This is a genomic window from Streptosporangium amethystogenes subsp. fukuiense, from assembly GCF_042665875.1.
GTDB lineage: Bacteria > Actinomycetota > Actinomycetes > Streptosporangiales > Streptosporangiaceae > Streptosporangium > Streptosporangium fukuiense.
On sequence record NZ_JBHTEE010000001.1, the window covers coordinates 4,465,930 to 4,490,609 of the forward strand.

At 69.0% G+C, this 24,680-nt stretch carries 19 protein-coding genes; 9 read left to right on the forward strand and 10 right to left on the reverse strand.

Going from position 1 to position 24,680, the window contains the following annotated elements; translation table 11 throughout:
* Window positions 1–143: 143 nt before the first annotated feature.
* Window positions 144–1,253, forward strand: coding sequence for a DegT/DnrJ/EryC1/StrS family aminotransferase (locus tag ACFQVD_RS18915; protein WP_343964529.1), 1,110 nt, complete (start codon window positions 144–146; stop codon window positions 1,251–1,253).
* Here the strand turns inward: ACFQVD_RS18915 and ACFQVD_RS18920 are convergent.
* The 5 genes from ACFQVD_RS18920 to ACFQVD_RS18940 form a co-directional block, all read right to left on the reverse strand.
* Complete coding sequence (locus ACFQVD_RS18920; protein ID WP_343964527.1) at window positions 1,219–2,706, reverse strand: NDP-hexose 2,3-dehydratase family protein; 1,488 nt, start codon at window positions 2,704–2,706, stop codon at window positions 1,219–1,221. The genes ACFQVD_RS18915 and ACFQVD_RS18920 overlap by 35 nt on opposite strands.
* 71 nt (window positions 2,707–2,777) lie before the next feature.
* On the reverse strand, window positions 2,778–3,383 hold the full coding sequence (locus ACFQVD_RS18925) for a dTDP-4-dehydrorhamnose 3,5-epimerase family protein (protein WP_343964525.1): 606 nt from the start codon (window positions 3,381–3,383) through the stop codon (window positions 2,778–2,780).
* A gap of 149 nt (window positions 3,384–3,532) precedes the next feature.
* Window positions 3,533–4,531 carry an NAD-dependent epimerase/dehydratase family protein gene (locus tag ACFQVD_RS18930; RefSeq protein WP_343964523.1) on the reverse strand — a complete coding sequence of 333 codons (999 nt, stop codon included), beginning with the start codon at window positions 4,529–4,531 and terminating at the stop codon, window positions 3,533–3,535.
* A complete protein-coding gene (locus ACFQVD_RS18935; RefSeq protein WP_343964521.1) occupies window positions 4,524–5,750 on the reverse strand; it encodes a class I SAM-dependent methyltransferase in 1,227 nt (408 codons plus the stop codon). The genes ACFQVD_RS18930 and ACFQVD_RS18935 overlap by 8 nt, the downstream gene beginning before the upstream one ends.
* A gap of 27 nt (window positions 5,751–5,777) precedes the next feature.
* The gene (locus ACFQVD_RS18940) at window positions 5,778–8,540 is read right to left on the reverse strand and encodes a LuxR C-terminal-related transcriptional regulator (RefSeq protein ID WP_343964518.1); all 2,763 of its coding nucleotides are present in this window, start codon (window positions 8,538–8,540) and stop codon (window positions 5,778–5,780) included.
* Window positions 8,541–9,269: 729 nt separating this feature from the next.
* On the opposite strand from ACFQVD_RS18940, the gene ACFQVD_RS18945 reads away from it, so the two are divergent.
* The 5 genes from ACFQVD_RS18945 to ACFQVD_RS18965 all read left to right on the forward strand — a co-directional run bounded on the left by ACFQVD_RS18945 (window position 9,270) and on the right by ACFQVD_RS18965 (window position 16,632).
* Window positions 9,270–10,172, forward strand: a complete 903-nt coding sequence (locus ACFQVD_RS18945) for a putative sugar O-methyltransferase (RefSeq protein WP_343964516.1) — start codon at window positions 9,270–9,272, stop codon at window positions 10,170–10,172.
* A 124-nt stretch (window positions 10,173–10,296) separates the two neighbouring features.
* Entirely contained in the window at window positions 10,297–11,718 is a 1,422-nt protein-coding gene (locus ACFQVD_RS18950; protein ID WP_343964514.1) for a S28 family serine protease, read from the forward strand.
* Window positions 11,719–11,877: 159 nt separating this feature from the next.
* Window positions 11,878–14,202, forward strand: coding sequence for a M64 family metallopeptidase (locus ACFQVD_RS18955; protein ID WP_343964512.1), 2,325 nt, complete (start codon window positions 11,878–11,880; stop codon window positions 14,200–14,202).
* Window positions 14,203–14,426: 224 nt separating this feature from the next.
* Window positions 14,427–15,845, forward strand: coding sequence for a S28 family serine protease (locus ACFQVD_RS18960; RefSeq protein WP_343964510.1), 1,419 nt, complete (start codon window positions 14,427–14,429; stop codon window positions 15,843–15,845).
* Window positions 15,846–16,212: 367 nt separating this feature from the next.
* Window positions 16,213–16,632 carry an ester cyclase gene (locus ACFQVD_RS18965; RefSeq protein WP_343964507.1) on the forward strand — a complete coding sequence of 140 codons (420 nt, stop codon included), beginning with the start codon at window positions 16,213–16,215 and terminating at the stop codon, window positions 16,630–16,632.
* Window positions 16,633–16,719: 87 nt separating this feature from the next.
* Here ACFQVD_RS18965 and ACFQVD_RS18970 read toward each other — a convergent pair whose 3' ends face one another.
* A complete protein-coding gene (locus ACFQVD_RS18970) occupies window positions 16,720–17,685 on the reverse strand; it encodes a GNAT family N-acetyltransferase (protein WP_343964505.1) in 966 nt (321 codons plus the stop codon).
* Window positions 17,686–17,954: 269 nt separating this feature from the next.
* Here ACFQVD_RS18970 and ACFQVD_RS18975 point away from each other — a divergent pair, with 269 nt between their 5' ends.
* Complete coding sequence (locus ACFQVD_RS18975; protein ID WP_343964503.1) at window positions 17,955–18,488, forward strand: GNAT family N-acetyltransferase; 534 nt, start codon at window positions 17,955–17,957, stop codon at window positions 18,486–18,488.
* A gap of 181 nt (window positions 18,489–18,669) precedes the next feature.
* Window positions 18,670–19,992 (forward strand): hypothetical protein, encoded by a 1,323-nt coding sequence (locus ACFQVD_RS18980; protein ID WP_386368583.1) that lies wholly within the window; start codon window positions 18,670–18,672, stop codon window positions 19,990–19,992.
* 206 nt (window positions 19,993–20,198) lie between these two features.
* Here ACFQVD_RS18980 and ACFQVD_RS18985 read toward each other — a convergent pair whose 3' ends face one another.
* Window positions 20,199–21,746 carry an SDR family NAD(P)-dependent oxidoreductase gene (locus ACFQVD_RS18985; protein ID WP_343964499.1) on the reverse strand — a complete coding sequence of 516 codons (1,548 nt, stop codon included), beginning with the start codon at window positions 21,744–21,746 and terminating at the stop codon, window positions 20,199–20,201.
* 219 nt (window positions 21,747–21,965) lie between these two features.
* Window positions 21,966–22,268, reverse strand: coding sequence for a nucleoside triphosphate pyrophosphohydrolase (locus ACFQVD_RS18990; protein WP_343964497.1), 303 nt, complete (start codon window positions 22,266–22,268; stop codon window positions 21,966–21,968).
* A 194-nt stretch (window positions 22,269–22,462) separates the two neighbouring features.
* Between ACFQVD_RS18990 and ACFQVD_RS18995 the strand changes: the two genes are divergently transcribed.
* On the forward strand, window positions 22,463–23,431 hold the full coding sequence (locus tag ACFQVD_RS18995; protein ID WP_343964495.1) for a hypothetical protein: 969 nt from the start codon (window positions 22,463–22,465) through the stop codon (window positions 23,429–23,431).
* Between the two features lie 149 nt (window positions 23,432–23,580).
* Here ACFQVD_RS18995 and ACFQVD_RS19000 read toward each other — a convergent pair whose 3' ends face one another.
* Entirely contained in the window at window positions 23,581–23,817 is a 237-nt protein-coding gene (locus ACFQVD_RS19000) for a DUF397 domain-containing protein (RefSeq protein WP_343964493.1), read from the reverse strand.
* Window positions 23,814–24,671: a helix-turn-helix domain-containing protein gene (locus ACFQVD_RS19005; RefSeq protein ID WP_343964491.1), complete on the reverse strand. Its 858-nt coding sequence runs from the start codon at window positions 24,669–24,671 to the stop codon at window positions 23,814–23,816. Before ACFQVD_RS19005 ends, ACFQVD_RS19000 begins: the two co-directional genes overlap by 4 nt.
* Window positions 24,672–24,680: the final 9 nt, after the last annotated feature.

Sequence of the window (24,680 nt, forward strand, 5' to 3'; positions counted from 1 at the left end):
TGGGGTGCCGCACGGGGGGTTAGGGGTAACCCCTAACCCCCCGTGCGGCACCCCCCAGAGTGGCGGTTTCCGCCTGGATACAGGGGCTCCCCCGATTCCCGCCGGTCATTATGCTGAGCCGAGCTTTCGAGAAAGGGACTGCGATGACCACGCGCGTCTGGGACTATCTGCGGGAATACGACAGCGAGCAGAAGGACATCATGGACGCCGTCGAGACGGTGTTCCGGTCAGGGCAGCTGGTCCTCGGCGAGAGCGTCCGCTCCTTCGAGACGGAGTTCGCCGGCTACCACGGGGTGCGGCACTGCGTCGGCGTCGACAACGGCACCAACGCGATCAAGCTGGGGCTGCAGGCCATGGGAATCGGCCCCGGCGACGAGGTGATCACGGTCTCCAACACCGCGGCGCCGACGGTGGTCGCGATCGACGCGATCGGCGCGACCCCGGTCTTCGTGGACGTGCACCGGGAGAACCAGCTGATGGACACCGCCCAGGTGGAGGCCGCCGTCACCGAGCGGACCCGATGCCTCCTGCCGGTCCACCTGTACGGCCAGTGCGTCGAGATGGAGCCGCTGGAGCGGCTCGCGGCCAGGCACGACCTGATGATCTTCGAGGACTGCGCGCAGGCGCACGGCGCCCGCCACCACGGGCGCGTCGCGGGGTCGATGGGCAAGGCGGCGGGGTTCTCCTTCTACCCGACCAAGGTGCTCGGCGCCTACGGGGACGGCGGCGCGACGCTCACCTCCGACGACGAGGTCGAGCGGAACCTGCGCAGGCTGCGCTACTACGGCATGGAGAAGACCTACTACGTCGTCGAGACCCCCGGCCACAACAGCAGGCTGGACGAGCTGCAGGCCGAGATCCTGCGCCGCAAGCTGCGCCGGCTCGACCGGTACATCGCCGACCGGCGCGCGGTGGCGGCCCGTTACGCCGACGGCCTCGGCGACACCGAACTCGTCCTTCCCGCGCTCGCCGAGGGCAACGACCACGTCTACTACGTCTACGTGGTGCGCCACCCCCGCCGCGACGACATCATCGAGGCGCTGAAGGCGTACGACATCCAGCTGAACATCAGCTACCCGTGGCCGGTCCACACCATGACCGGGTTCGCCCACCTCGGCTACCGCAGGGGCAGCCTGCCGGTCACCGAGGAACTGGCCGGTGAGATCTTCTCGCTGCCGATGTACCCGTCCCTGCCCGCCGACGTCCAGGACAGGGTGATCAGCGCGCTGCGAGAGGTGCTGGCGGCGTTGTAGTCAGGGTGGTCAGGCAGAACAGCAGGCTGCGCGCCTGGATGTTGAGATAGAAACTGTGCCGCAGCAGCTCTCCGAGCTGGGACACGCTCAGCCAGCGGTACTCGGGATGGTCGATCCCGGCGGCCGCGTCGGTGTGCACGATGAGATAGCGGTTGCGGGCGCGGTGGAAGCGCCCGCCCTCCTCCGACAGGATCGTCTCGAACCTGACGCGCCCGGGGCCGGCCCCCAGCACCTCGTCCAGGAAGGGCGGGCGGGCCCCGGCGGGCAGGTGCTCGTAGTTCTCCGGGGTGCACTGCACGGTCGGCCCCAGCTCCACCACGTCGGCGTAGCCCGGCTCGACCCGCGCGTGCACCAGGGCGTGCAGCACTCCGTCGATCTCCCCGACCAGGAACGCGATGACCCCGGTCCCGGAAGGTTCGATCATGGGCTGGTCCCAGTGGCCGACCTCGCGCCCGCCCGCCTCCACGCTCACCCCGACGACGTCGAAGTAGCGGCCGGTCTCGTGGGAGATCAGCTCGTCCGTACGCCGCCATCCCCGCACCTCGTTGAGGGGGATCAGGCTGACCCGCGGGTCGGTCCTGGTGCGCATGTCGGTGATCCAGCTCAGCACCTCCCCCATGGTGTGCGGGCCGGCCTCGCCCGGATCACAGGAGCGGACGAGCGCGGCGCGGAACCCGTCGCCAGGCTCCGCGGACGGCGCCGAGGTCAGGGCCGACATCAGGGCCGACGTCAGCCCGGCCCCCGAGAACGGCATGCAGGCCAGCACGGTCCGCGCGTCCATGTTCACCAGGTCCGGCACCGACATCAGGGTGTGCAGCTGGCCGAGGGTCAGCCAGCAGAAGCCCTCGGCGACCTCGATCTCCCCGGTGATCTCAACGATCATGTTCCGGTTGCGTTTCCGGTAGAACCAGGCGCCCTGCTCGGACTGGCGGATGTCCGCGATCACCTCGCGGCCGGAGGTGTCGAGGAAGTAGTCGAGATAGGGGACCGGCCTGCCCCGGTGCACCCGGGTGTAGTTGCTCCGGGTGGCCTGCACGGTGGGAGAGAGCTGCAGGCCGTTGTGGTTGCCCGGTTCGTGCTTGGCCTGCATGAGGCAGTGCGGGATCCCGTCGATCTCCTTGACCAGGATGCCCAGGATGCCGATCTCCGGCTGGTTGATGATCGGCTGGGACCAGTGGGAGACCGTCCGGCCGGGGACGTGGACGTCCAGGCACTCGACGCTGAAGAACTTTCCGGTCCGATGCCGGATGTTCCCGGTGTGCCGCTCCACCTCCCAGCCGGACAGCCCGTTCAACGGCACCTTCCGCACGTTCATGTACGCACGGCTCGCCGTCTCGGACAGCCATCGGTGGAACTCGTCGAGTGTCGCGAACCACCCGCCGGGGGAGAGCACGGATTCCGCGAGCCGCACCTGCAACGGTGAACGAGTCTGCCGCCGGGGGGATACGGCCATGCTGGCTCCCTTGATACGAGATCTCATCTTCCCAGGGCCGCGGCCCGGGGGCCGGCCCGCGCACGCCGCCGTCACACCCGCCGGAAGGTGTCCTCGATCCGCAGGCACTCCTTGTAGTCGGGCAGCCTGCCGAGCGCCCGCGCCTCCGCCAGCGTGGGCGCCTCCAGGTCCCGCTCCGACCTGGTCAGCGCCAGGTCCCCGGGCAGCCGCAGCCCGATCTCCGGGTCGAGCGCCGAGAGCGCGAGCTCGTTCTCCTTCCGGTACCGCTGCGAGAGCAGGTAGCACATCACGGTGTCGTCCTGGAGCGCGACGAAGGCGTGGCCGAGCCCCGGCGGGAAGTACACCGAGCGGAAGCTCTCACCGGTCAGCACCACCTGGTCCCACACCCCGAACGTCGGGGAGCCGACCCGGAGGTCGACGACGATGTCCAGCGCGCTTCCCCGCGCGCAGTGCACGTACTTGGCGGTCCCCGGCGGGGCGAGGGTGAAGTGGATCCCGCGGAGCACACCGCGCGCCGAGGCGCTCTGGCTGGTCTGCGCGACCGGGAAGAGCGGGTGCCCGACCGCCTCGACGAACGCCGCCTCCTGGAACGGGGAGACGAAGAGGCCCCGCTCGTCGGGGAACACCTCGGGAGTGAATTCGAAAGCGCCGGTGACGGCGAGCGCGCGGGATCTCATTACGGCTGCGCCGCCGGGGGGTGTTCGGTCACAACAGTCGCCAATCGGTCAAGGATGACGGACGCTCACGGAGCGCGGTCCAGCATGCTCGGGCCGCCGGGGCGGGGTCAACAAGGTAGGGGTCGCCCGCGAGCAAGATAGGGGTCGGGTCAGAGCGGCACCTCGTCACCGCGGATCAGCGAGGAGACGGTGCGCTCCAGCGCCTCGCGGAACGGCACCCGGGCCTGCCATCCGGTGACCGCGTGGAAGGCGACCGGATCGGCGACGACGCTGTGGAAGTCCATTCCGGTGGCGTCCGGCGGCGCCGGCACCGAGACGACCGGGACCGCCGGGGCGCCCGTGCGTGCGGCCACGGTCTCCGCGATGGTCGTGAAGATGTCGTGGACGCTGCGACCGCCGCCCGTACCCACCAGCCAGTGCCGGCCCGCGAGGGAGTCGGCGTGGTCGAGCGCGGCCAGGAAGGCGCCGGCCACGTCCTCGACGTAGAGCAGGTCGCGCTCGGCCTTCCCGTCGTTCCACACGGTCAGCGGCTCACCCGCCAGCGCGCGGCGCGCCATGGTGGTCACCACCCCCCGGTCGGTGGCGGTCGGGGAGACCCGGCCGCCGAACACCGTGCCGAGCCGGAGCGTGATCCCGCGCAGCAGGCCCTCCTCCGTGGCGGCCTTCAGCTCCCGCTCGGCGGCCAGCTTCTGCCGGTCGTAGGCGGTCACCGGGGCGTCCGGTTCGGTGCCGTCGACCCTGGCCTCCGTCCTCGGGCCGACCTGTGAGGTCGAGCCGGGGAAGAGGACCACGGGGGGTGGGCCGTCCCGGCGTTCCGCCCGCAGGGCCGAGACGATGTCGCGTACCACGCCGACGTTCACCCGCTCCCCCGGCGACTCGTCCTCCGCCGCCCGCCAGGTCCCGTCGCCGCCGGTGTAGAGCAACAGGTTGATCACCGCGTCCGCGCCGGCGATCGCCTCGGCGACCTGGCCCTCGACGGTGAGGTCCGCGGTGCGGATCTCGATCTCGGCAGGGTGGCCCGAGCCGACCACGGCGGGCCTCCGTGCCACCAGCCTCAGCCGGACGTCGCGCCGGACCAGCTCCGCCACGAGGGCGGAGCCCACGAAACCGGAGGCGCCCAGGACCACGAGCAACGGTCGGTCAGACAACGTGCACCTCGGGGGTGTAGAGGATCCACTTGCCGCCCGCCTCGCGGAACTCCTTCTCCTTCTCCATGATCTCCTGCGCGTGGTTCCAGGCGAAGAGCAGCGCGTACGACGGGTAGGGGTCGCGGAACGCCTCGGGGCTCCGTACCGGGATGTGCGCCCCCGGGGTGAGCCTGCCCTGCTTGCCCACGGTCGTGTCGCAGACGAAGGGGACCAGCTCGGGGCCGATGCCGCAGTAGTTCGTCACCGTCGCGCTCTTGGCGGTGGCGCCGTATCCGACGACCCGCTCGCCCCGCTCCCGCAGCTCGCCCAGCAGCGCCGGCAACCGCTCGCGGATGAGCTCGACCCTGGAGGCGAGGCCCGCGAGCGTCGCCGGCTCGGTGATCCCGGCCGCGCTCTCCTCGGCCAGCAGGTCGGTCACGGCCTGACTCACCGGTCTCGCCCCCGGGCGCGCCAGGGTGTAGCGGACCTCGCCGCCGTGCACGGGGAGCCTTTCCGCGTCGACGAGTTCGAATCCGAATCTCCGCGCCATCTCCTGGACCGAGCGGACCGTGAAGAAGAAGAAGTGCTCGTCGTAGATCTGGTCGAACGAGGTGCGCTCCAGGATGTCGGCGAAGTACGGGTCCTCGAACACGAAGATCCCGCTGTGCGCCAGCAGCGTGTCGACCCCGCGGAGGATCGACTCCATGTAGGGGATGTGGCACAGGGTGTTGGCGGCGTAGATGACGTCGGCCGGTCCCTCGTCGGCGAGGATGTCGGCGGCGGTCTCCTCCTCGAAGAAGTCCTTGCGCACCTGGACGCCCTTGGCCGCGGCCAGGTCCGCCACCCCGCCGGACGGCTCCACCCCCAGGTGCCGGACGCCCGACTCGGCGATCACTCCGAGCATGGTGCCGTCGTTCGAGCCGAGCTCGACGATGAACGGGTCGGGGCCGGTGCACTCGGTGGCCAGGAAGCGCTTGGCGATCGCCTGGAAGTGCTCGCGCATGACGGCCGAGCCCGAGGAGAGGTACGGATAGCCCTGGTGGAACATGCGGTCACGCGGCACCTCCTCCATGAGCTGCACCATCGTGCACGATTCACAGATCCCCACGGCGAGGGTGAAGAAGAACTCCTCCGCCAAGTCCTCAGGCGTCACGAACGCGTCGGAGAGAGGCTGCCTTCCGAAGTCGAGGAACTCGCGAACCGTGCCCGAGCAGATCCGGCACGACGACGTGACTGGCATAGGTGACTCCTGGGATTGGCAGACTGTTCACTGTGCGATTCCCCGCATGCCCGGCCTGGCCCTCGATCCCGTATCGGGTGGCCTGGCGGACACCCGCCGGTCGGGGGGCGCGAGTTCCGGGGGCAGATCGGCCCGGCTCTTCACTCCCAGCTTCCGGTAGACGCGGGTCAGATGCTGTTCGACGGTGCTCACCGTGATGTGCAGCGTCCGGCTTATCTCCCGGTTGGTGTGCCCGAGCGCGGCCAGCTCCGCCACCCTGCACTCCGAGTCGCTGAGCCCCAGCGGGTTCGGCTCCTCGGCGGGCTCCCCCGCGTCCGGCAGAACGGGGCCGGTGGTCCAGCTCCTGCCGAGCCGCAGGGGCATCACGCCGGAGTGGCAGATCTCGGCCTCCCGCATCGCCCGGCAGATCAGCGGCTTGGCCTCGTCGGCCTCTCCGAGCTGCTGCAGGGCCGCGCCCAGATCGGCCAGCGCCCGGGACAGCAACAGCCGGTCGCCCGCCGTCCGCAGGCACTCCGCCGCCTCGCGCAGCAGCTCGGTGCGCCGCGCCAGCCCGCTGGCGGCGGCCAGGATCAGCAGGGAGATGCCCCGGGTCCGCAGGTCGATGGGTTTGAGCCGCTCCATCTGCTCCGTCACCAGGTCGCGGGCCACCCCCCAGCGGCTGAGCCGGAGGTTCGCCTCGGCCAGATTGCTGCGCCAGGGAACCAGCATCGGCCGGTCGAGTTCCCAGTCCTGCATGAGCCTGCCGCAGGTCTGGAAGTCGCTGATCGCGGCGAGCACCCGATCGGTGGCCAGGTAGTAGTGACCGCGCGCGTGCAGGTAACGCAGGCCGATCAGGGTCGCGAACATCTCGTCGGGCACCCGCTGCTGCAGCAGCTCGGCCCCCTCCTCGTACTGCCCCATCGCGGTGTGGGCCAGCAGCAGCGTCGACCTCGGGTAGCCGATCAGGATGCCCCAGCTCTGCGCCTGCATCAGCTCCAGGGCGGCCTCCGCCCTGGCCGCGGCGACCACCACCTCCCCCTGCCGGAACGCGATCTCGGCCCGAACCGCACCGAGCACGGCCTGCCAGGTGAGCGCGCCGCTACGGACCGCCTCGTCGATCAGCTCGTCGCACCAGTGGGTGGCCCGCTCCGTCCTGCCCCCGTACATCAGGGTCAGCACGGCGATGGCCACCACCTCCAGGGTGGTCTCGCCGAGCCGGCAGCTCTGCAGGATGTTCTCGGCGCTCACCAGCGCCACCTCGCCGTCGCCGTGCGTCCAGATCGAGGTCATCCTGCGGGCCTCGTCGCCCCAGGCGGAGGCGGTGTCGAACCTTCCGTGCGGACCCCGCGACGTCCCGTAGAACCACTGGTAGGTGAGGTGCAGCTCGGCGGCGGTCTGCACGTTCAGCAGGTCAGGGGTCGCGGTCAGCGCCTCCATCGCCCTCGACGCCGTCTGCACGTCGCCGTTCCACAGCGAGTGCCGCACCACGGCCGCCGCGTCCTGGCCGAACAGACATCCCTTCTCCAGGGCCTCCCGCAGCAGCGGCAGATGCGGCGCGGCCGCCGAGGGGTTGACCCGCCACAGCGCCCGGACCAGCACCTTCGTGATCACCAGACGCTCGCCCTCGTCGCGGACCGAGCGCAGGGCCAGCTCCAGGCACTGCACGGCCACGGCCACCTCGTTGCCGGCCAGCGCCTGCTCGGCCGCGTCCCGCAGCACCCCGGTCGCCCAGTCCTCCGGCGCCCGGTCCGCGGCGACGAAATGCCCCGCGACCTTCGTGGTGGACACCCCGCGCCGGTACAGCTGCACGGCCGCGCGGACGTGCAGGCACGAACGCTCCTCGGCGCCGATGCCGTCCAGCACCGCCGCGGCGGCCACCGGGTGCCGGAACCAGCCGTCGGCCAGCAGGCCCGCCTCGGTCAGGACCTCCACCGCCCGCTCGGCGGCCTTCGGATTGATCTTCGCCAGGCCGCCGGTCAGCCCGGCGGAGCTCGGCTCCCCCAGGACCGCCAGGGCCCGGGCCACCCGGAGCAGTTCCGGCTCCCACCGGTGCAGACACGCCATCACCGCCTGGGCGTACGCCGCCCCGGCGGCGACCGGGTCGTCGGGGTCGGCGCGCCGGTCCTCGATCAGGGCGTCGACCAGCATCGGGTTCCCGCCGCTCAGCCGGTGGATCGCGACGGCGGCGGCCGGATCCATCGGCGGGGGCAGCACCTCGGCGATGTCACCGACCGACAGCGGGGTCAGCCAGATCCGGTGGTGGAACCCTCGGGTGACCTCGGCGGAGAAGGACGGGACCGTGGACTGCGGCAGATCCCACTCGTTCATGATCAGCAGAATGCGGGCGGAGCTTATCCTGCGGCACAGATAGAGCAGCAGCCGGAGTGAGAGGCCGTCCACCAGGTGGACGGCGTCGACGCCGACGACCACCGGGCGCTCCCTGGACAGCTCCAGCAGGACATCGCCTATCTCGCGGACGACCTCGGCCTCGGCGTGCCGGGTGGCGCCGGGTGTCACGGTGTGCCGCCGGATCAGCCGTGACACCTGGTCCGAGACCTCCGGCGGCAGCCCCGCGCCGTGGAACAACTGGTCGATCATGCCCGCCTGCAGGGTGTTCTCCCCCAGGGACCCGGTGGCACTGAGCAGCAACGCGCCGGAGGTGGCCGCGACCCGCGAGAACTCGTGCAGCAACTCGGTCTTCCCGCTCGCCGGCCCCCCACTGACCAGCACCAACCGGCCGTTCCCCGCGCCACTCTCGGCGAGCAACCCCTTCAGGACATCAAGTACGCTGCGATGCTGCGATGCCAGCATTTACTACATCCTCGTTTAGTCTGGCGACCCGGGTCCCACGCGGTGGCAGAGTGAACCACTCCGCACTTCGTGGAGTTCTCAGACGGGGGTCGTTCTCGACGGGGCTGTGGTGAGAGGGCGGCCTGCTGTTCGTGAAAAACTGGCGATCGTATCGGGTCCTGCGCCACGGCAAGTCCGTTGACCCAACGGCAAAAGCATCGACAATCCCGAATTCCTTCACGTTCCGAATCGGTCGGCGAGCGTCTCGTTCAGACATCATTCCTAGCCCACCGAGACCCGCCGTGTCAGCGGGTAACCGTGGGTAACCGCCCGTCCGGCGCCGCGACGCCCGGAGCCTTATGCCACGGCCAAACCGATGGCCCGTCCGGTACGGCGAGATTCGTGATCATGAAACGTGATCTTATAGTCGGTAGGTCACAATTGGATAAATTTATTGACAACAACCTGTGGAACTGCGCGTACATCCAGTTGTCCCAGGGGTAACGCCCACGCGCTGACCTGGGCTTTCGACGGCACCGCTGTTGACCCTCTGTAATGATCATGTCCACGATCAACACCGTGCCCGAGCACCGCCCCCTCCGGATGGCCTCCGCGTGCCGGGGTTCCCGGCCCCGGGAGAGCCGGAGAAGTGATCTAGGCGCGAGCCGGTTCGGTGCGCGATACTCGTGCGGACGTGGGTGCGGCGCCCTGCGGACCTTGAATCGCCGAGCTCCAGGAAAGAGCAGACAAATGAGTCATAAATATGGCCAGAGCAGTCAGTGGGCGCACATTAACGAGACCAATCTCGCGCTGGCGGAGACCCCCGATCTGAGCCGTTTCAAATCCAGCCGGGTGAACTACAAGCTCGCGCTCTGGAATCCCGAGGTCAATGGCCGGAGATATCTGAAGACGCTCATCCACAATCTTGGCCTCCAGCTGTCGCCGGAGAACTGGGAGCGACTGCTCCGAATCAGGAACCGCCAGCTGGGAGAGCCCATCGCGGTCACCCTGAAAGGTGAGCCGATCTGCCTGGACTATCTGCAGGCGGTTCTCGAACTCGATTTCATGGCACGGTCCGTGAAACTGGACGGCGCGCGGATCCTGGAGATCGGTGCCGGGTACGGCCGGTCCTGCCACGCCATCCTGTCGAACCATGATGTCGCGGAATACCACATCATCGACCTGGAGAACTGCCTGAGGCTCTCCCGCGAGTACCTGCGCGCCGTGCTGGACGGCGAGCAGTTCGAGAAGATCAGATTCCTGGGGATCGACGAGGTGGAGGATCTCACCGGCGGTGAGCCCTTCGACCTGTGCGTCAACATCGACTCGTTCGCCGAGATGCCCGCGGACACGGTCAGGAACTACCTCTCCCTCATCGACGGCGTCGCCACCCGCTTCTACACGAAGAACCCGGTCGGCAAGTACCTGGACCCGGACCTGGACGGGCACTACGAGGGGCAGGCCGTGGTCCAGCAGGCCCTCGAATCCGGCCTGCTCCGCGAGATCATCGACGTGCACGACAGCGAGGCGGTCCAGGCGCAGTCCGAGCGTTTCGTCGAGGTGTACCAGCCCGGCGACGACTGGCGACTCGTCGCGGACGGCTGGGGGACCCCGTGGAGCTACTACTGGCAGGCCCTGTACACGAAGTCATGATCGGCCCCGACCAATCACTACAGACACTCCCATAACACTGAAATGATACAAATCAGGACTACCACCGACAAAACATGATCGATAGCCTCCTTCGACACTTCGTGTGCCAGAAGGAGACATATCAGTGCGCACACTTCCCGCCCTCATGCTGGCGGCCCTCACCGCCGGCTCGATCGGCGTGGCCGGGGTCACCCCCGCCGCCGCGGCGGAACCCGGCCTCGCCTCTCTCGCCGCGGCGGTCGAGGACGAACTTCTCGGCAAGCTCACCACCATCCCCGGGCTGACCGTGGTCTCGGAGACCCGGCCGACCGGCTACCGGTTCTTCGTTTTGCGCCTCACCCAGCCGATCGACCACCGCCACCCGGGCAGGGGCACGTACCAGCAGCGATTCACCCTGCTGCACCGGTCCGCCGACGCGCCGGTCGTGCTGCACACCGGCGGGTACGGCCTGCCGGTCAACCCCGGCGCCTCCCAGACCGAGCCGACCCGGCTGCTCACCGCCAACCAGGTCTCGGTGGAGCACCGGTTCTTCCGGAACTCCCGCCCGGACCCGGCGGACTGGAAGACGCTCGACCTCTGGCAGGAGGCCAGTGACGAGCACCGGATCGTCGAGGCGCTCAAGACGGTCTACTCGGGGAAGTGGATCCAGACCGGCGCGAGCAAGGGCGGCATGACCTCGGTCTACCACCGGCGGTTCTACCCCGGTGACGTGGACGGCGTGGTGGCCTACGTCGCGCCGAACGACCGGGTCAACCCGTCCGACCACACCTACGAGGACTTCTTCGCGAACGTGGCCGACCGGGCCTGCCGTACCGCGCTGAACAACGTGCAGGCCGAGGCGCTCAGGCGGCGCGAGCGGCTGGTTCCCCGGCTGGAGGCGACCGCCGCCCGCGACGGGCTCACCTTCGACGACTCCCTGGGCACCGCGGACCGCTCGTTCGAGATGACGGTCCTCGACGCGGTCTGGGCGTTCTGGCAGTACTCCAGGGTGTCCGACTGCGCGGACGTACCGGCCGCCACCGCCTCCGACGACGAGATCTACCGGTGGATCGACGACGTCGCGGGCTTCTCGTTCTACACCGACCAGGGCATGTCGTACTACGTCCCGTACTACTACCAGGCCGCGCAGCAGCTCGGCTGGCCCGACCTGAAGTTCGCGCACCTGCGCGGCGTGGCCAGATACCCCAAGCTGTACCAGCCCAACTCGGTGCTCCCCGCCGGCCTGCGCACCGGGCACGACCCGAAGCCGATGCTCGACGTGGACCGCTGGGTGCGCAAGGACGCGAGCCAGATGATGTTCATCTACGGCGAGAACGACCCGTGGAGCGCGGAGCGGTTCACGCCCAGCCGGAAGGACTCCCACCTGTACGTCGCCCCCGGCGCCAACCACGGCGCGAACATCTCCCAGCTGAGCCCCGCCGATCGTGACGCGGCGACGGCGACGCTCAGGCGCTGGGCCGGGATGTCCGACAGCATCACCGTCAACAACCGCGCGGTGCCGCCCCTCCCCGAAGACGACATGCTCCCCCCTCGCGTGGAGCGCTGATCGCCCTCCCGGTGCGGCCGGCCCTCGGCCCTGCCGGGAGCTTCCGGTGGAGCCCAGCCCAGGCCAGGCCCCGGGCGCTCCACCAAATGAGCCCGCAAATTTTGAAATAGGTACCCGGGGCGTCGACGCCCCGGTCACCCCCTGGAGGTTCCCCCCGCCATGCGTATCACCAGGCCGCTCACCGCCTTGGCGGCCGTCTCGATGACCGCCGCCCTGCTCACCGTTCCGATGGCACCCGCCAACGCCGCCAACGCCGCCGACGCCGCCGTCGGCAGCGCCACCGTGGTGCCGCTCCAGGTCACCGGAGCCCCGGCCAAGCGGTTCAATCTGATCATCATGGGTGACGGCTACACCGAGAGCGAGCAGTCCGCGTTCGCCGCCGACACCGACCAGCAGCTCAATGTGATGTGGTCCATCGAGCCGTACAAGTCCTACCGCAACTACTTCAACGTCTACCGGGTGGACATCGTCTCCGGCGAGTCCGGCATCGGCTGTGACCCCGACCTGGCCTCGGGGAAGAAGAACACCCCGCTGAGCATGGCCTTCTGGGGCGGTTGCAACCCCGCCAGCGTCCAACGCCTGATCACCATGAGCAACTCGGCGGCCAACTCGTACGCCAACCTGGTGACCGGGACCAGCAGCGCCAACCGGCAGATCCTGGCCCTGGGCAACAGCGGGACCTACGGCGGAGCGGGCGGCGCCTACGCCACCTCCTCGGGCCACAACTCGATGTCGGCCCTCATCGCACCGCACGAGATAGGCCACTCGCTGGGCGGCCTGCAGGACGAGTACACCTACTACACGCGCGGCGTGGAGGGCGGTACCTACACCGGAGCCGAGCCCGGCTCCGTACACCACACCCTGCTGACCGAGCAGCAGATCGCCGACCAGCGGAAGAAGTGGTGGCGCTGGCTGGGCGAGCCCAGCGAGGCGGGCGGCACCATCGGCCGTCACGAGGGCGGCCTGTACTTCGGCAAAGGCGTCTGGCGGCCCAGCGAGCACTCCATCATGAGGACGCTGGGCTACTACTACGACCAGGTCAGCCGCGAGGTCATGACCCAGAGGATCTCCGCCAAGACCGGCCTCATCCAGGACGGCACGCCCACCACGTCGCCGGTCGGCGCCGACCGGGTGCTCTGGGTGGAGCCGCTGCACCCCAACAGCCACTCGCTGACCACCGTCTGGAGCGTCGACGGCACCGAACTGCCGGGTGAGGGCACCGCGCTCGACCTCCGCACGCTGAACCTGCCGGCCGGCACCCACACGGTGAAGGCGACCGTCACCGACCCGACCGACTTCGTACGGGACCCGGCCATCCGCTCCGGCGCCCTCACCGCGACCCGCACCTGGACCGTGGACACGACCGTGACCACCGTCCCCGCCGAGGTCGGCGCCGGCCTGCTCTCCTCCACACCCACCAACCAGGCCGTCGGCCACGACGAGGTGGTCTACGTCGAGACCACCCACCCCGACGACGGCGTCCCCGCCGTCACCTGGACACTGGACGGCACGCGGCTCGACGACAGCGACGGGGACCTGGACCTGGGCGCGCTCACGCTCACCCCCGGCAACCACACCCTCACCGCCGTCTCCGGCGGCGACACCCGGTCCTGGACCGTCGACAACACACCGCCCACCACCGGCTACGAACTCTCCGAGCCGCTGGTCGCCTCCGGCGACGTCCACGTCTACAACGGCCCCTTCACCATGAAGCTCACCGGCGACGACGACCAGGACGGCTACGTGGTGAGCGAGTCCCGAGTGGACGGCGACGGCTGGTTCAACTACTTCGGCTGGCCGACCTCCGCCGACCTGCCGTGGACGTTCAGCGAGAGCGGCACCGTCATCGACAGCCTCACGTTCGGCAAGCTGCCGCGCGGCAGGCACACCGTCGAGTACCGCTCGATCGACCCCAGCGGCAACCACGGCCCGGCCAGGAGCTTCACGGTCACCACCCTCGCGCCGCCGCCCGCCTGCACCACCACGGTCACCGGCACCAGGAACGGGACCCTCGTCGCCCACTCCGGCGTCACCTGCCTGAACGACGCCCGGATCAACGGCGGGGTGACCGTCTCCTCGGGCGCGTCCCTGGTGGTGACCGGCGGCACGATCAACGGGGCCGTCACCGCGACCGGCGCCGCCGAGGTGCACCTGCTCAAGGCCCAGGTCAACGGTGCGGTCTCGATCTCCGGCACCACCGGCCGGCTGATCGTCGCCGGCTCCGACCTCAGGGGCGCGGCGGTGCTGAACGACAACACCACCGTCGACGCGCTCGTGATGGCGGGCACCGGCGTCCGCGGCGCGCTCTCCTGCCGCGGCAACACGCCCGCGCCGTCCAACGCCGGAGTGTCCAACCAGGTCACCGGCAGCGGCCAGTGCGCCGGCCTCGTCGACCCCCGCCCCAACCCCCGCGGCAAGTCCTACGAGGCCGTGGTCTCCAGCACCGTCCCGGAGAAGGGCATGTACGAGCACAACCACAACTGACACGCGTGACCGGCGGGGACGGCCCACAGGGGCGTCCCCGCCCTCATGTCTCAGGGGGTCGCCAGGTTCCCCCTGGTCTGGCAGGCGTTCCAGCCACGCCGCGTACGGCCGTCCACAGCCGACCATCACGAACACTTCCGTAACGCTGGAACCGAGGAACACCACCGACAAAACATGATCGATAGCCTCTTTCAACACCTTGTGTGTCAGAAGGAGACATATCAGTGCGAGCACCTTCCGCCCTCATCCTGGCGGTCCTCACCGCCGGATCGGCCTGCATGGCCGGAGTCACCCCCGCAGCGGCGGAACCCGCCCCCGTGTCCTCCGCCGCGGCGGTCGAGGACGAGCTCCTCGGCAAGCTCACGGCCATCCCCGGGCTGACCGTGGTATCGCAGACCCGGTCGATCGGCTACCGGTTCTTCGTCCTGCGGCTCACCCAGCCGGTCGACCATCGTGATCCTGGCAGGGGCACATACCAGCAGCGGCTCACCCTGCTGCACCGGTCCGCCGACGCACCGACCGTGCTCTCCACCGGCGGGTACAGTCTGCCGATCACCCCCCGTCCCTCCCAGACCGAGCCGACCCGGCTGCTGGACGCCAACCAGGTCTCGGTGGAGCACCGCTTCTTCCGGACCTCCCGGCCGGACCCGATGGACTGGAAGAAGCTCGACATCCGGCAGGAGGCCGACGACGAGCACCGGATCGTCGAGGCACTCAAGACGATCTACACGGGGAAGTGGATCCAGACCGGCGCGAGCAAGGGAGGCATGGCCTCGGTCTACCACCGGCGGTTCTACCCCGACGACGTGGACGGCGTCGTGGCCTACGTCACGCCGAACGACCGGGTCAACCCGTCCGACCGCGCCTACGACGACTTCTTCGCGAAGGTGGCCACCCGGGCCTGCCGTACCGCGTTGGAGAACGTGCAGATCGAGGCGCTCAAGCGGCGCAAGCGGCTGGTTCCGAAGCTGGTGAGGGCCGCCGCGCTCGACGGGCTCACCTTCAGAAGGTCACTGGGCACCCCCGACCGGTCGTTCGAGCTGACGGTCCTCGACACGGCCTGGGTGTTCTGGCATTACTCCCGGGGGACCGACTGCTCGGAGGTACCGGCCACCGCCGCCTCCGACGACGAGATCTACGACTGGATCGACGACCTCGCCGACTTCTCGTTCAACACGGATCAGGGCATCGCGCGCTACATCCCGTACTACTACCAGGCGGCGAGCCAGCTCGGCTGGCCCGAGCTGAAGTTCGCGCACCTGCGCCACCTGACCAGGTACCCCAAGCTGTACCAGCCCAACTCGGTGCTCCCTCCCGAACTGCGCCCCAAGCACGACCCGAAACCGATGCTCGACGTGGACCGCTGGGTGCGTAAGGAGTCAAGCCGGATGATGTTCATCTACGGCGAGAACGACCCGTGGAGCGCGGAGCGGTTCACACCCAGCCAGAATGACTCCCATCTGTATGTCGCCCCCCGCATCGGCCACAGCGCGAACATCTCCTGGCTGAGCCCTGCCGATCGTGCCGCGGCGATCGCGACGCTCGAACGCTGGGCCGGGTTGTCGGACGGCGTCACCGTCAACAGCCCCACCCCGCCGCCCCTCCCCGCCGACGACATGCTCCCCACTCGCGGGAAGCGCTGATCTCCCCTCCCGGTGCGGCCGGCCCACGGCCGTACCGGGTCGACGCGTGACCCGAAGTACCGGCCGATCCGGTGGAGAAGCGCCTGAAGTAACGCTCACCACCCGACCGTGCAGGGCCGCGACATGATCATGTACTGCCGGGATCTCTAATGCGACGTTCCTTCGGAAGCACCGGCCTCCCCGGCCCAGGGGCCGGGTAGACCGCCCTGACAGCCTCAGGTCTTCGGCCGCGCGTTCGCACCCTTCACTCAGGTGTTCGCCCCAGTCGTCGCGGCAATCTACATGGCAGGCCTCCCTTAAGAGGCGGCCGACCTGAGGAGAAAACGCCGCGTCGTACGCATCCACTCGCGGCGAGGGGAGCGACACCATGACCGATGCCCGGAAAGTACGTGACAGGTACACCGCCGCGTTCAACGCCCATGACATAGACGCGCTGCTGCGCACCGTCAGTCCGATCGGGGTGACCGTCAGCCCGGAAGGCCTGTCCCAGGGGCACGAAGAACTCGCCTCATACCTGGAACAGTTCTGGGAGGCCTTTCCGGACGTTCACGCAGTGATCATGGAGTCGTTCGACGTCGGCGATGTGGCGATTGACGAGCTGTTGATGGTGGGCACCCATACGGGACCGTACATGTTGCCCGATGGCCAGGTGATCACGGCGTCGGGTCGCCCCATATCGTTACGCTGCTGCTACATCTGCACGATCGAGAACGGGCTCATCGTGAGCCTGCGCCTCTACTTCGATCAGTCAGAGTTGCGCGCCCAACTCGGTCTCCCATGTGAGTGACCTTTCCTCAACGGAAGGCGCACCCCCGAGACTGTCAGGGCGGCCGCCCCGGCCTCCTGGGCCGGTGCGGATCCGTGCTTCCTCGCACTAGGAAACCAGCGGGAGCCCGTAGGCGACCGTCCGGTGCGCGATCTCGAACCCGGCGCGGGTGTAGATGCCGAAAGCCCCGGTCGGGTTGTCGGCGTCGACCCCCAGCCCGGCCTTGTCGTACCCCTGCGTGCGGAACTCGCGCAGCGCGTGCGCGAGCAGCGCGCTCGCCACCCCGCGCCCGCGCCACTCGCGCAGAGTACCGATGATCTGGATCCACGCCTCGCGGACCCCGGTCGCCTCGGTGTCGGCCTCGAAGTAGTGGGTGAGCAGCACGCCCACGCTCTGCCCCGACGCGTCCAGCACGACGAAGGACCCCTCGGGCCGGAACACCTTCACCCCGACGACGGTGTTCCGCCAGGACTCCGCGGTGTGCTGGACACTCCCCCAGTGGTCGACGAACGAGCGGTTACGCACCTGCAGGACGGCGCCCTCCAGGTCGTCCCGGTAGGTGACAATCTGGAGCCCATCGGGTAGCGAGACCTCCGGTAGCTCGGCGCCCAGGTCGAGGGCCATCCCGTAGAACCACCGGGCCGGCTCCATCCCGGCCCCGGCGACCAGCGCCCGCAGGCCCTCGTTGCGACTGTCCACCTCGACGTGGAGTTCGAGCGGCCGCCCGGGGAACCGCCGCTCGTGCAGCACCGGGGCGTTGCCGATCGCCCACTCCAGCAGGTGACCCCCCAGCCCCCGGCGCCGATACTCCGGACGCACCCCGCCCCAGAAACTCATCCGATGCACCGGCTCGGCCGCGGCCCGAGCCATGATCACCCCGTACGCGACCAGCCGGCCGGACTCCCACGCCCCCAGCGTGCCCGCGACGGGATCGAGCAGCGGGTTGACGAGCTCCTCGGCGAGATCGTCCGCGTCCTCTCGCCCCCCGACCTGATCGACCTCGTCGATCGCCACCAGCAACTCCGCCCACGCCTCGACATCGGCCTTGCTCAGCGGAGCCCACTCGACAGTCATGGTCATTGAGCGTAGAAGCAGACCACCTCGGACAGCGACCGGTTTTCCGCGGCTCTCCCCCAAGTCGGAGACGCAGACCGATCCTTGACGAGCGAGTGACCACGCGCCACCGGCCGTGGGCACTCGACCGCCACCACCTCGCGCGCCCGCCCGGCGCACCGTTCGCTCTCACGCCCCACGGCCACACCAAACGCTCGGCCTGCGCTGACATCAAAGGATGCCGCGATATCCGATGGCCCGTTCATATCCGGACATGTCACTGTATGACGATGTCCGAGGCGTTCACCCATTTCCTTCGGCTGCGCAAGATGGCCGAACTCACGGCACACGACGCGCTGCCTCTCGTACGCCGAGCATGGCACGGCGACGCGGAGCGGATCGCGGACGTCTTCCTGGCCGCGCGTGGCCAGATGACCTACCTGCCGTGCCTGCACACCGACGAGGAGACCAGGGCCTGGATCGCCGGGGTCGTGGTCGCCCGCCAGGAGACCTGGGTGGCCGAACTGCACGGCCAGGTCGCCGGGTTCGCCGCACTGGACGGCCAGTGGCTGGAACACCTGTACGTCGCGCCGGAGGCCCAGGGCCACGGCATCGGCTCAGCCCTGCTCGCCCAGGTCAGAAAGGTACGGCCCGGCCTGCTCGACCTGCACGTGTTCCAGCAGAACACCGGCGCCCGCCGCTTCTACGAACGACACGGCTTCACACTGATGGCACTGGGAGACGGCACCGACAACGAGGAGAACCTCCCCGACGCCCACTACCGGTGGCGAGCAGGCAGCCGCCCCGGTGATGTTCGTCAGTGAAACCGGTGGCGACGATCCGCCCCCGGGCGCGAAGCCGCCGTCGCCGATAGCGGCGATCCACGAAGTGACGACGCCTGCGACAACCACGACGATGCCCCGATCACTCTCCGATTCCAGGTGACGACTCACTGAAATGTCGTAGCGGCCCGGCACACTGACGTCCGACACGGGAGGTGGGGCCATGGCACGGGGCCTGGGCAGGAACGCGGTCCGGCAGTCGCTCGGGCTCAGCGTCTGGGAGATCGAGCTCGCGGTCACGACCGGCCTGCTCCGGCGCCTTCCCGACCGGACCTTCGATCCCGTCTCCGTCAGGGCGGCCGAAGCCGACATCGAGCACTTCCGGCAATTACTCGCCGCGGAACGCCGCTGCACCATCACCGAGGCGTCGGCCAGACTCGGTGTCTCGGCCGACCGCTTCAAACGGATCATCGCCGCCGCCGGTCTGGCGCCCGTGGCCACCGAGGAGATCCGGAAGTACGGCCAGACCCTCACCGTCCGCTACTACCGCGCCGCTGACGTGGACGCTCTGGCCGACCACGTCCACGCGGACGCCGAGCTACGCGCCGCCGCGCGGGCGGTCTCTCGCTCCGAGGCCGCCAGGAAGGCCGTCCAGACCCGCAAGCTGAACCTCGCACGCGCCGTCGCGGCCCGCGCGGAGATAGAGGCGACCAAGCCCACCCTCGACGCGGACGGCGTGCGGGTCCTCCTGTGGACCGCTGCACTGATGGCCGCCGCCGGCGTCTGGCCGGGGCCGCTCAGACCCCTTCACCGCATGGCGGACCCCCGCGTCCCACCGCTCACCGAGATCCTGCGGGATGCCCGCCTCTCTCGCGCCGAGCTGGAGGCGATGCTCGCCGAACTCACTCCGAGATCAGTGGAACTTGTGCGTCTCCTGGTCTCGCCCCGGGACGCGGAACAGGAGCTGGGTGTGCCCGTTGAGATGGTCCCAGCCGAGCTGCCCCAGTTCGGCGGCCACCTGTTGGCTCCCCTCCTCCGCGAGGCGATCTCCTCACCTCCTCCTTGGCTACTGCGGGCACGGGCGGAGGTGGAGTTGCAACGAGCCGTCCAGGCGGAGAAGCGGCGTGCCGCCGAAGAAGTCTCCCAGCGGCGCCGAGCCGAGCGAGCCGCCGTCGACCAGGCCACCCGAGCGGCCTCCCGGCTGTCCGACGAGTCCGTGGCCGAGATGTTCGGCATACCGGCCGACGTGATCCGGCGGCTCCGCCCGGCAAGTGGCCGTTGGGCGGCCGACCACGTCGCGAGACTGCTCCGGAAAACCCCGCCGTGGCTGCGGGACGAGTCCGCTGCCCGGGCGGAGGCCGACCGTCGCCGTCACCGCGCCGAGCGGAAGGCCGCCCGGCGACTCTCCTGGCGCAGCCTCTGGGCTGAGGCGCTCGGTGTCCCCCTCGACCGGATCCCCGATTCGGTCGGGCGCCCCACCCGCGCGGCGATCGAAGCCGCCAGACGCGAACCGCCCCGGTGGGCGCGCAAGACACCACCCGGCTGAAACCTACCTGACTCTCCGCTTCATTGGCCGCCGCAGCCGTCCGCCGAGATCAGCCTCGCCGGCTCCTCGGCACCCGCCGGACCGAGAAGGATTGCCACTGACGAACAGTCGCCCGATACCTCCGGCGGGCAGCACCCGGTCAACGAGCATCGCGAGCCCGCCCGCGTCCATAGGCGCCTCCGTACGATCCCGGTCATGAGGTCCGCCTACCATGGGGCCTCCGCGTAGTCCTTGAGGAAGACGCCGTGCACCGGGTCGCCCGCCTCGCCGCGCACGATCGGGTCGTAGACCCGCGCGGCACCGTCGATGACGTCCAGCGGCGTCCGGCGATCGAGCCACTCCCGCACCGGCACCGGGTTCTCGTCGGTGATCCAGCCGGTGTCCACGCTGCACATGTACACACCCTGCCGCGCCAGATCGGCGGCGCTGGTACGGGTCAGCATGTTAAGTCCGGCCTTGGCCATGTTGGTGTGCGGGTGACGGCCGGTCTTGTTCGGCACCGCGAACTGTCCCTCCACCGCCGACACGTTCACGATGTATCTGCGAGGGAAGGGCGCGGCGAGCAGCAACGGCAGCAGCCGGTCGATCAGCAGGAACGGCGCGACCGCGTTGATGAGCTGGACCTCCAGCAGCTCGGCCGGGTCCACCTCACCGATCCGCACCGACCATGAGTTACCCGCCGACGTATCCGGCAGCAGACCGGACGCGTCCGGCAGCCCCGGATTCACATCCCCGGAAGGCGAGACCGACAGTCGCTCGGCCTCGCCCACGGAAGTCGAGACCAGCAGGCCCCGGGTCTCATCCCCGAAAGGGGATACCGGGGGACCTGGCAGATCCCAAGCCCCGTCACCTGACGGCACCGGAAGACCCGCCAGATCCCGGAGCCCGGCACCTGGCGGCGGCAGTGAAAGACCCGGCAGACCCCAGCCCTCATCACCGGAAGGCGGCAGTGGAAGACCCGACGGACCCCGGTTCCCGTCACCGGAGAGTCGCACCGTAGGACCCGGCGTGAACCCCGGCACCGCCGACGCCCCCGGCGGAAGCCCGGCCCGCTCCCCCTCGACCAGCGCGGCGTAGGCCGACGGCGGCCGGCGCAGGGTCTGTGCGGCATTGTTGACCAGGATGTCCAGCGGATCCCCGGCCACCAGGAACCGTTCGCCGAGCGCGATGACCTGGCGAGGGTCGCACAGGTCGATCCCCACGACCTCCAGGCGCCCGCCCCAGTCACCGCTTTCGGCGAACCTGCTGACCGCGTCGGCCGGAAAGCGGGTGGTCACCGTGACGTGGGCGCCGTCGCGGAGCATCTTCAGCGCGAGCTGATGCCCTATCTTCGTCCGTCCCCCGGTGACCAGCGCCCGCCGCCCCGACAGATCGGTACGGGCCGTACGGCGCGCGGTGTTGAATGCCGCGCACGAGGGGCAGAGCAGGTGATACAGACTGCCCACCCGAGTGAACTTCCCCTTGCAGACGTAGCAACACCGCGCCCTGCGCAGCTCTCCGGCCGGCTCGCCCACCGGTCTCTCCGAGAGGGGAGCGTCGATCACCCGGTCCGGACTGCCCATCGCGGTCGCCGCCAGCACCGCGGCGTCGGCCTCCTTCGCGGCACGATCTCGGTCCTGCCTGCGGCGCTGCTGCCCGTCACGGACCAGTGCGAGCGCCGCGTGCGCGATCCACCTGCGATCCGGATCGTCCAGCGGGAGCCGCCTGGCCTCGCCAAGCGCTCGCAGGACCGTCCAGACGGTCTCGGAGTCCACGTCATCCTCCCGGGACTGGATTCGAACCAGCGCCCTCTTCCCCTGCCAGAGAAAGCGCGACGGCCAACTGCGCTACAGCCCCCACGCAGAACAGCTCGGTTTCGAACCGGCACCTGCGTTCACCCTACCGAGAAGATCAACCCATTTTTGATCATTCGCCGGACTCCAGAGGGCCGCGTTAGGGATGGGAGGAAAGACCGTAGATTGCCCCGATTGCCGTCATCCTTCGAGGTAGACGCGTCCGAGGAACGCCCCCCGTTCGGCTCGTTTGGCCTCGGCGACCTTCTCGATGTCCGCCCACTCGTGCCCGTGCGCCTTGGCGATGGCCCGCAGCACTTCGAGCACGTCGGCGATCTCCTCCGCCACCTCGGTCACCGCGGCCTCGCGCAGCTCCGCCGACTCCTCGAACAGCTTCTCCAGCAGCGCCGCGCGATAGTCGGCCTCCCCGAGCACGATCACCACCGGCTCCCCGCCATGCTCCCGAATGATCTCCGGAATCCTGTCCCGCACGAGTTTCCCCACCTCAGAGCACTCCTTCGCGCACGTACAGCCTCCTTCGGAAAGCCCAGAGACTACCGGGCTCCTCCGCCGTGCGCGTTCCCCGACACAAGCGGTGAAAATGGCCTGTATTTCGGCAAATACACACCAAGGGTGGCGGTCGTCATATGGGGCTGGATCTCTCTCATTGGGAACAGAGCGCGCGGTCCTCGTGGCGGATGGCCGTACTGATAGGGGCGAACACCCGTACCTACAAGTTCGCCCTTGGCGCCGCCCTCCTGGACGCCGCCGCCGAAGGCCGCTCGGAGATCCTGCTCCGGGACCTGGCGGTGCCGTACGCGATGGGGCTGGTACGGCATCTCGGCCAGGCACCGCAGGTATCCCAGAAGGGCGAACGGGGAGAGAAGGACTTCCTCTCGGTGGCTGAGCGAGAAGCCGCGGAGTCCCTCAGACTCGGGAGTCCCACCGAAGAACTACTGGCGGCGGCTGTCGACTCCATGCCCAGGATGGTGATGCAGAAGTTCCACAACCTGCGTGGCGAAGGAGCGGAGGTGCCGCACCGTTTCTACGAGGTGACCGGCCGCTCCCACGAACGGGTCGTCCGGTTGAGCAAGGAACTCCGCGACATCGCCCAGTCGGAGCAGGCCCCGACCCTGCGGGGCGAACTGTCAGCCCGCTGGAGCATCGTGGAGACGTCCTTCGCCATCGGGATCGGCCAGAGCCTGATCCGTGAGGGGGTCGTCGTGGACATGAGCACCCTGCAACTCACCGACAGGCAGCGTCGCCGATCGGTCGCAGGTGTCACGGACGCGGTCATCGGCTTCCAGCGCGGCCTCTGCCTGATCTGCGCGGACCTCATCACACTGGGCATCGACAGCGTCGCCGTCGACCACGTGTTCCCCCTCTCGTTCAGGAGGCTTCTTCCCACCGGTGGCAAGGGGACGACACCCGACCTGGACGCGGTCTGGAACCTGGCTCCCACCCACGCGGGATGCAACGGCCAGAAGAGCAACCGACTCCCCACGGAGCAGGAGACGTTCAGACTCGCACAGCGGAACGAAGCCATCATGCAGTCGCCGGTCCCCCTCAGGAAGACTCTGGAACTGACTCTGAAGCGCAACAAGCACAGCAGCACTCGGCCAGGCGAGTGGTTCACGTTCATCCAGCATGTACGTGACCTGCTTTGAGTCGCTCCGTCTCATCAGAACACCGATGTTGACGAAACAGCGAACCTCGCCATCCGGGAAGCGACATCCAGCTCGTGCGTAGATGTCCGAAACAGCAACGATGACACGAGGATCGCGGTCAGTCATTTCGTTCAAATGAGTTCGCGCGTTCAGGGGCGTCGGAGCTCCCCGCGTTCGATGCCACCGGTGAAGGCGTCGTACTCGGCGTCGGTGAACAGGTGCGGAGTCTTCTCCGGGTTCTTGGAGTCGCGCAGGGCCACGATGCCCCGGTCCAGGAAGGCGACCTGGACGCAGTTGGTGCCGCCGCTGCTGAGGCTGCTGGTGTGCCAGCGGGCGTTGTGGAGTTGGGCTTCGATCCATTCGGGGTCGAGGGTGCTCTTGTTCATGCGAGGTCCTTGGCGATCGTGGTGAGAAGGGGGAGCGATGCCTTCGGCGACAGGGCGTCGGACTTCAGCAGGTCGCTGGCGGTTCGGTAGAGCTCGACGGTCTCGGGCTCGTTCAGGTGCAGGGAGGCGCGCAGGGACTCGATGCACACGAGGTCCCGACCCGTGGGAAAGGACATGAGCATGAAGGGGCCGTCCATTCCCGCGTGCGCTCCGGCGGAGAACGGCAGGACCTGGATCGTGACGGTGGGGTTGGTGCGGGCGAGGTGGATCAGGTGCTCGACCTGGGCGCGCATGCAGGACCTTCCGCCGACTTCCTGGCGCAGCAGCCCTTCGGGGAGCACCGTCCAGATCTTCAGTGGGGATCGGCGCTCCAGCATGGTGCGCTGATGTTCCAGCCGTAGCGCCACAAAATGGTCGATGTCTCCTAGTGTCTTCCAGACTCTGCTGCCTTCGGTCACCGCGCGGGCGTAACCGGGTGTCTGGAGCAGTCCGTGAACGGCGAGGGGATTGAAGACGAACAGGCCGCTGGCGCTCTCCACTTGGGAGAGATAGTCGCCGAGGGGGTCGTCGACCACGCCTTCGTAGCGCTGCCACCAGTCGGCTTCGCCGGCCCGGCGTACGAGGTCGCGGAGTTCTTCCCGCAGGGCGGGGTCGGTGATGCCGAAGACCTCGAAGAAGTGCGGAAGCTGCTGGATCTTGAGCCCCTGCAGTCCATTCTCGATCTTGCTGACCGTTGAGAGGGACTGGTATCCGAGGTGGCCGGCCGCTTCCTCCTGGGTCCAGCCGAGGGCTTCGCGGATGCGCCTGAGTTCCGCGCCCAGACGCCGACGTCGCGGGGTGGGTTCGACGGGCATGGTCACCTC

What these genes read in the sequence shown, in the direction of transcription:
- ACFQVD_RS18915 (WP_343964529.1), top strand. Translation starts at nt 144, where the DNA reads ATGACCACGCGCGTCTGGGACTATCTGCGGGAATACGACAGCGAGCAG.
- ACFQVD_RS18920 (WP_343964527.1), bottom strand. Translation starts at nt 2,706, where the DNA reads ATGGCCGTATCCCCCCGGCGGCAGACTCGTTCACCGTTGCAGGTGCGG.
- ACFQVD_RS18925 (WP_343964525.1), bottom strand. Translation starts at nt 3,383, where the DNA reads ATGAGATCCCGCGCGCTCGCCGTCACCGGCGCTTTCGAATTCACTCCC.
- ACFQVD_RS18935 (WP_343964521.1), bottom strand. Translation starts at nt 5,750, where the DNA reads ATGCCAGTCACGTCGTCGTGCCGGATCTGCTCGGGCACGGTTCGCGAG.
- ACFQVD_RS18940 (WP_343964518.1), bottom strand. Translation starts at nt 8,540, where the DNA reads ATGCTGGCATCGCAGCATCGCAGCGTACTTGATGTCCTGAAGGGGTTG.
- ACFQVD_RS18945 (WP_343964516.1), top strand. Translation starts at nt 9,270, where the DNA reads ATGAGTCATAAATATGGCCAGAGCAGTCAGTGGGCGCACATTAACGAG.
- ACFQVD_RS18955 (WP_343964512.1), top strand. Translation starts at nt 11,878, where the DNA reads ATGCGTATCACCAGGCCGCTCACCGCCTTGGCGGCCGTCTCGATGACC.
- ACFQVD_RS18965 (WP_343964507.1), top strand. Translation starts at nt 16,213, where the DNA reads ATGACCGATGCCCGGAAAGTACGTGACAGGTACACCGCCGCGTTCAAC.
- ACFQVD_RS18970 (WP_343964505.1), bottom strand. Translation starts at nt 17,685, where the DNA reads ATGACTGTCGAGTGGGCTCCGCTGAGCAAGGCCGATGTCGAGGCGTGG.
- ACFQVD_RS18975 (WP_343964503.1), top strand. Translation starts at nt 17,955, where the DNA reads ATGTCCGAGGCGTTCACCCATTTCCTTCGGCTGCGCAAGATGGCCGAA.
- ACFQVD_RS18980 (WP_386368583.1), top strand. Translation starts at nt 18,670, where the DNA reads ATGGCACGGGGCCTGGGCAGGAACGCGGTCCGGCAGTCGCTCGGGCTC.
- ACFQVD_RS18995 (WP_343964495.1), top strand. Translation starts at nt 22,463, where the DNA reads ATGGCCGTACTGATAGGGGCGAACACCCGTACCTACAAGTTCGCCCTT.
- ACFQVD_RS19000 (WP_343964493.1), bottom strand. Translation starts at nt 23,817, where the DNA reads ATGAACAAGAGCACCCTCGACCCCGAATGGATCGAAGCCCAACTCCAC.
- ACFQVD_RS19005 (WP_343964491.1), bottom strand. Translation starts at nt 24,671, where the DNA reads ATGCCCGTCGAACCCACCCCGCGACGTCGGCGTCTGGGCGCGGAACTC.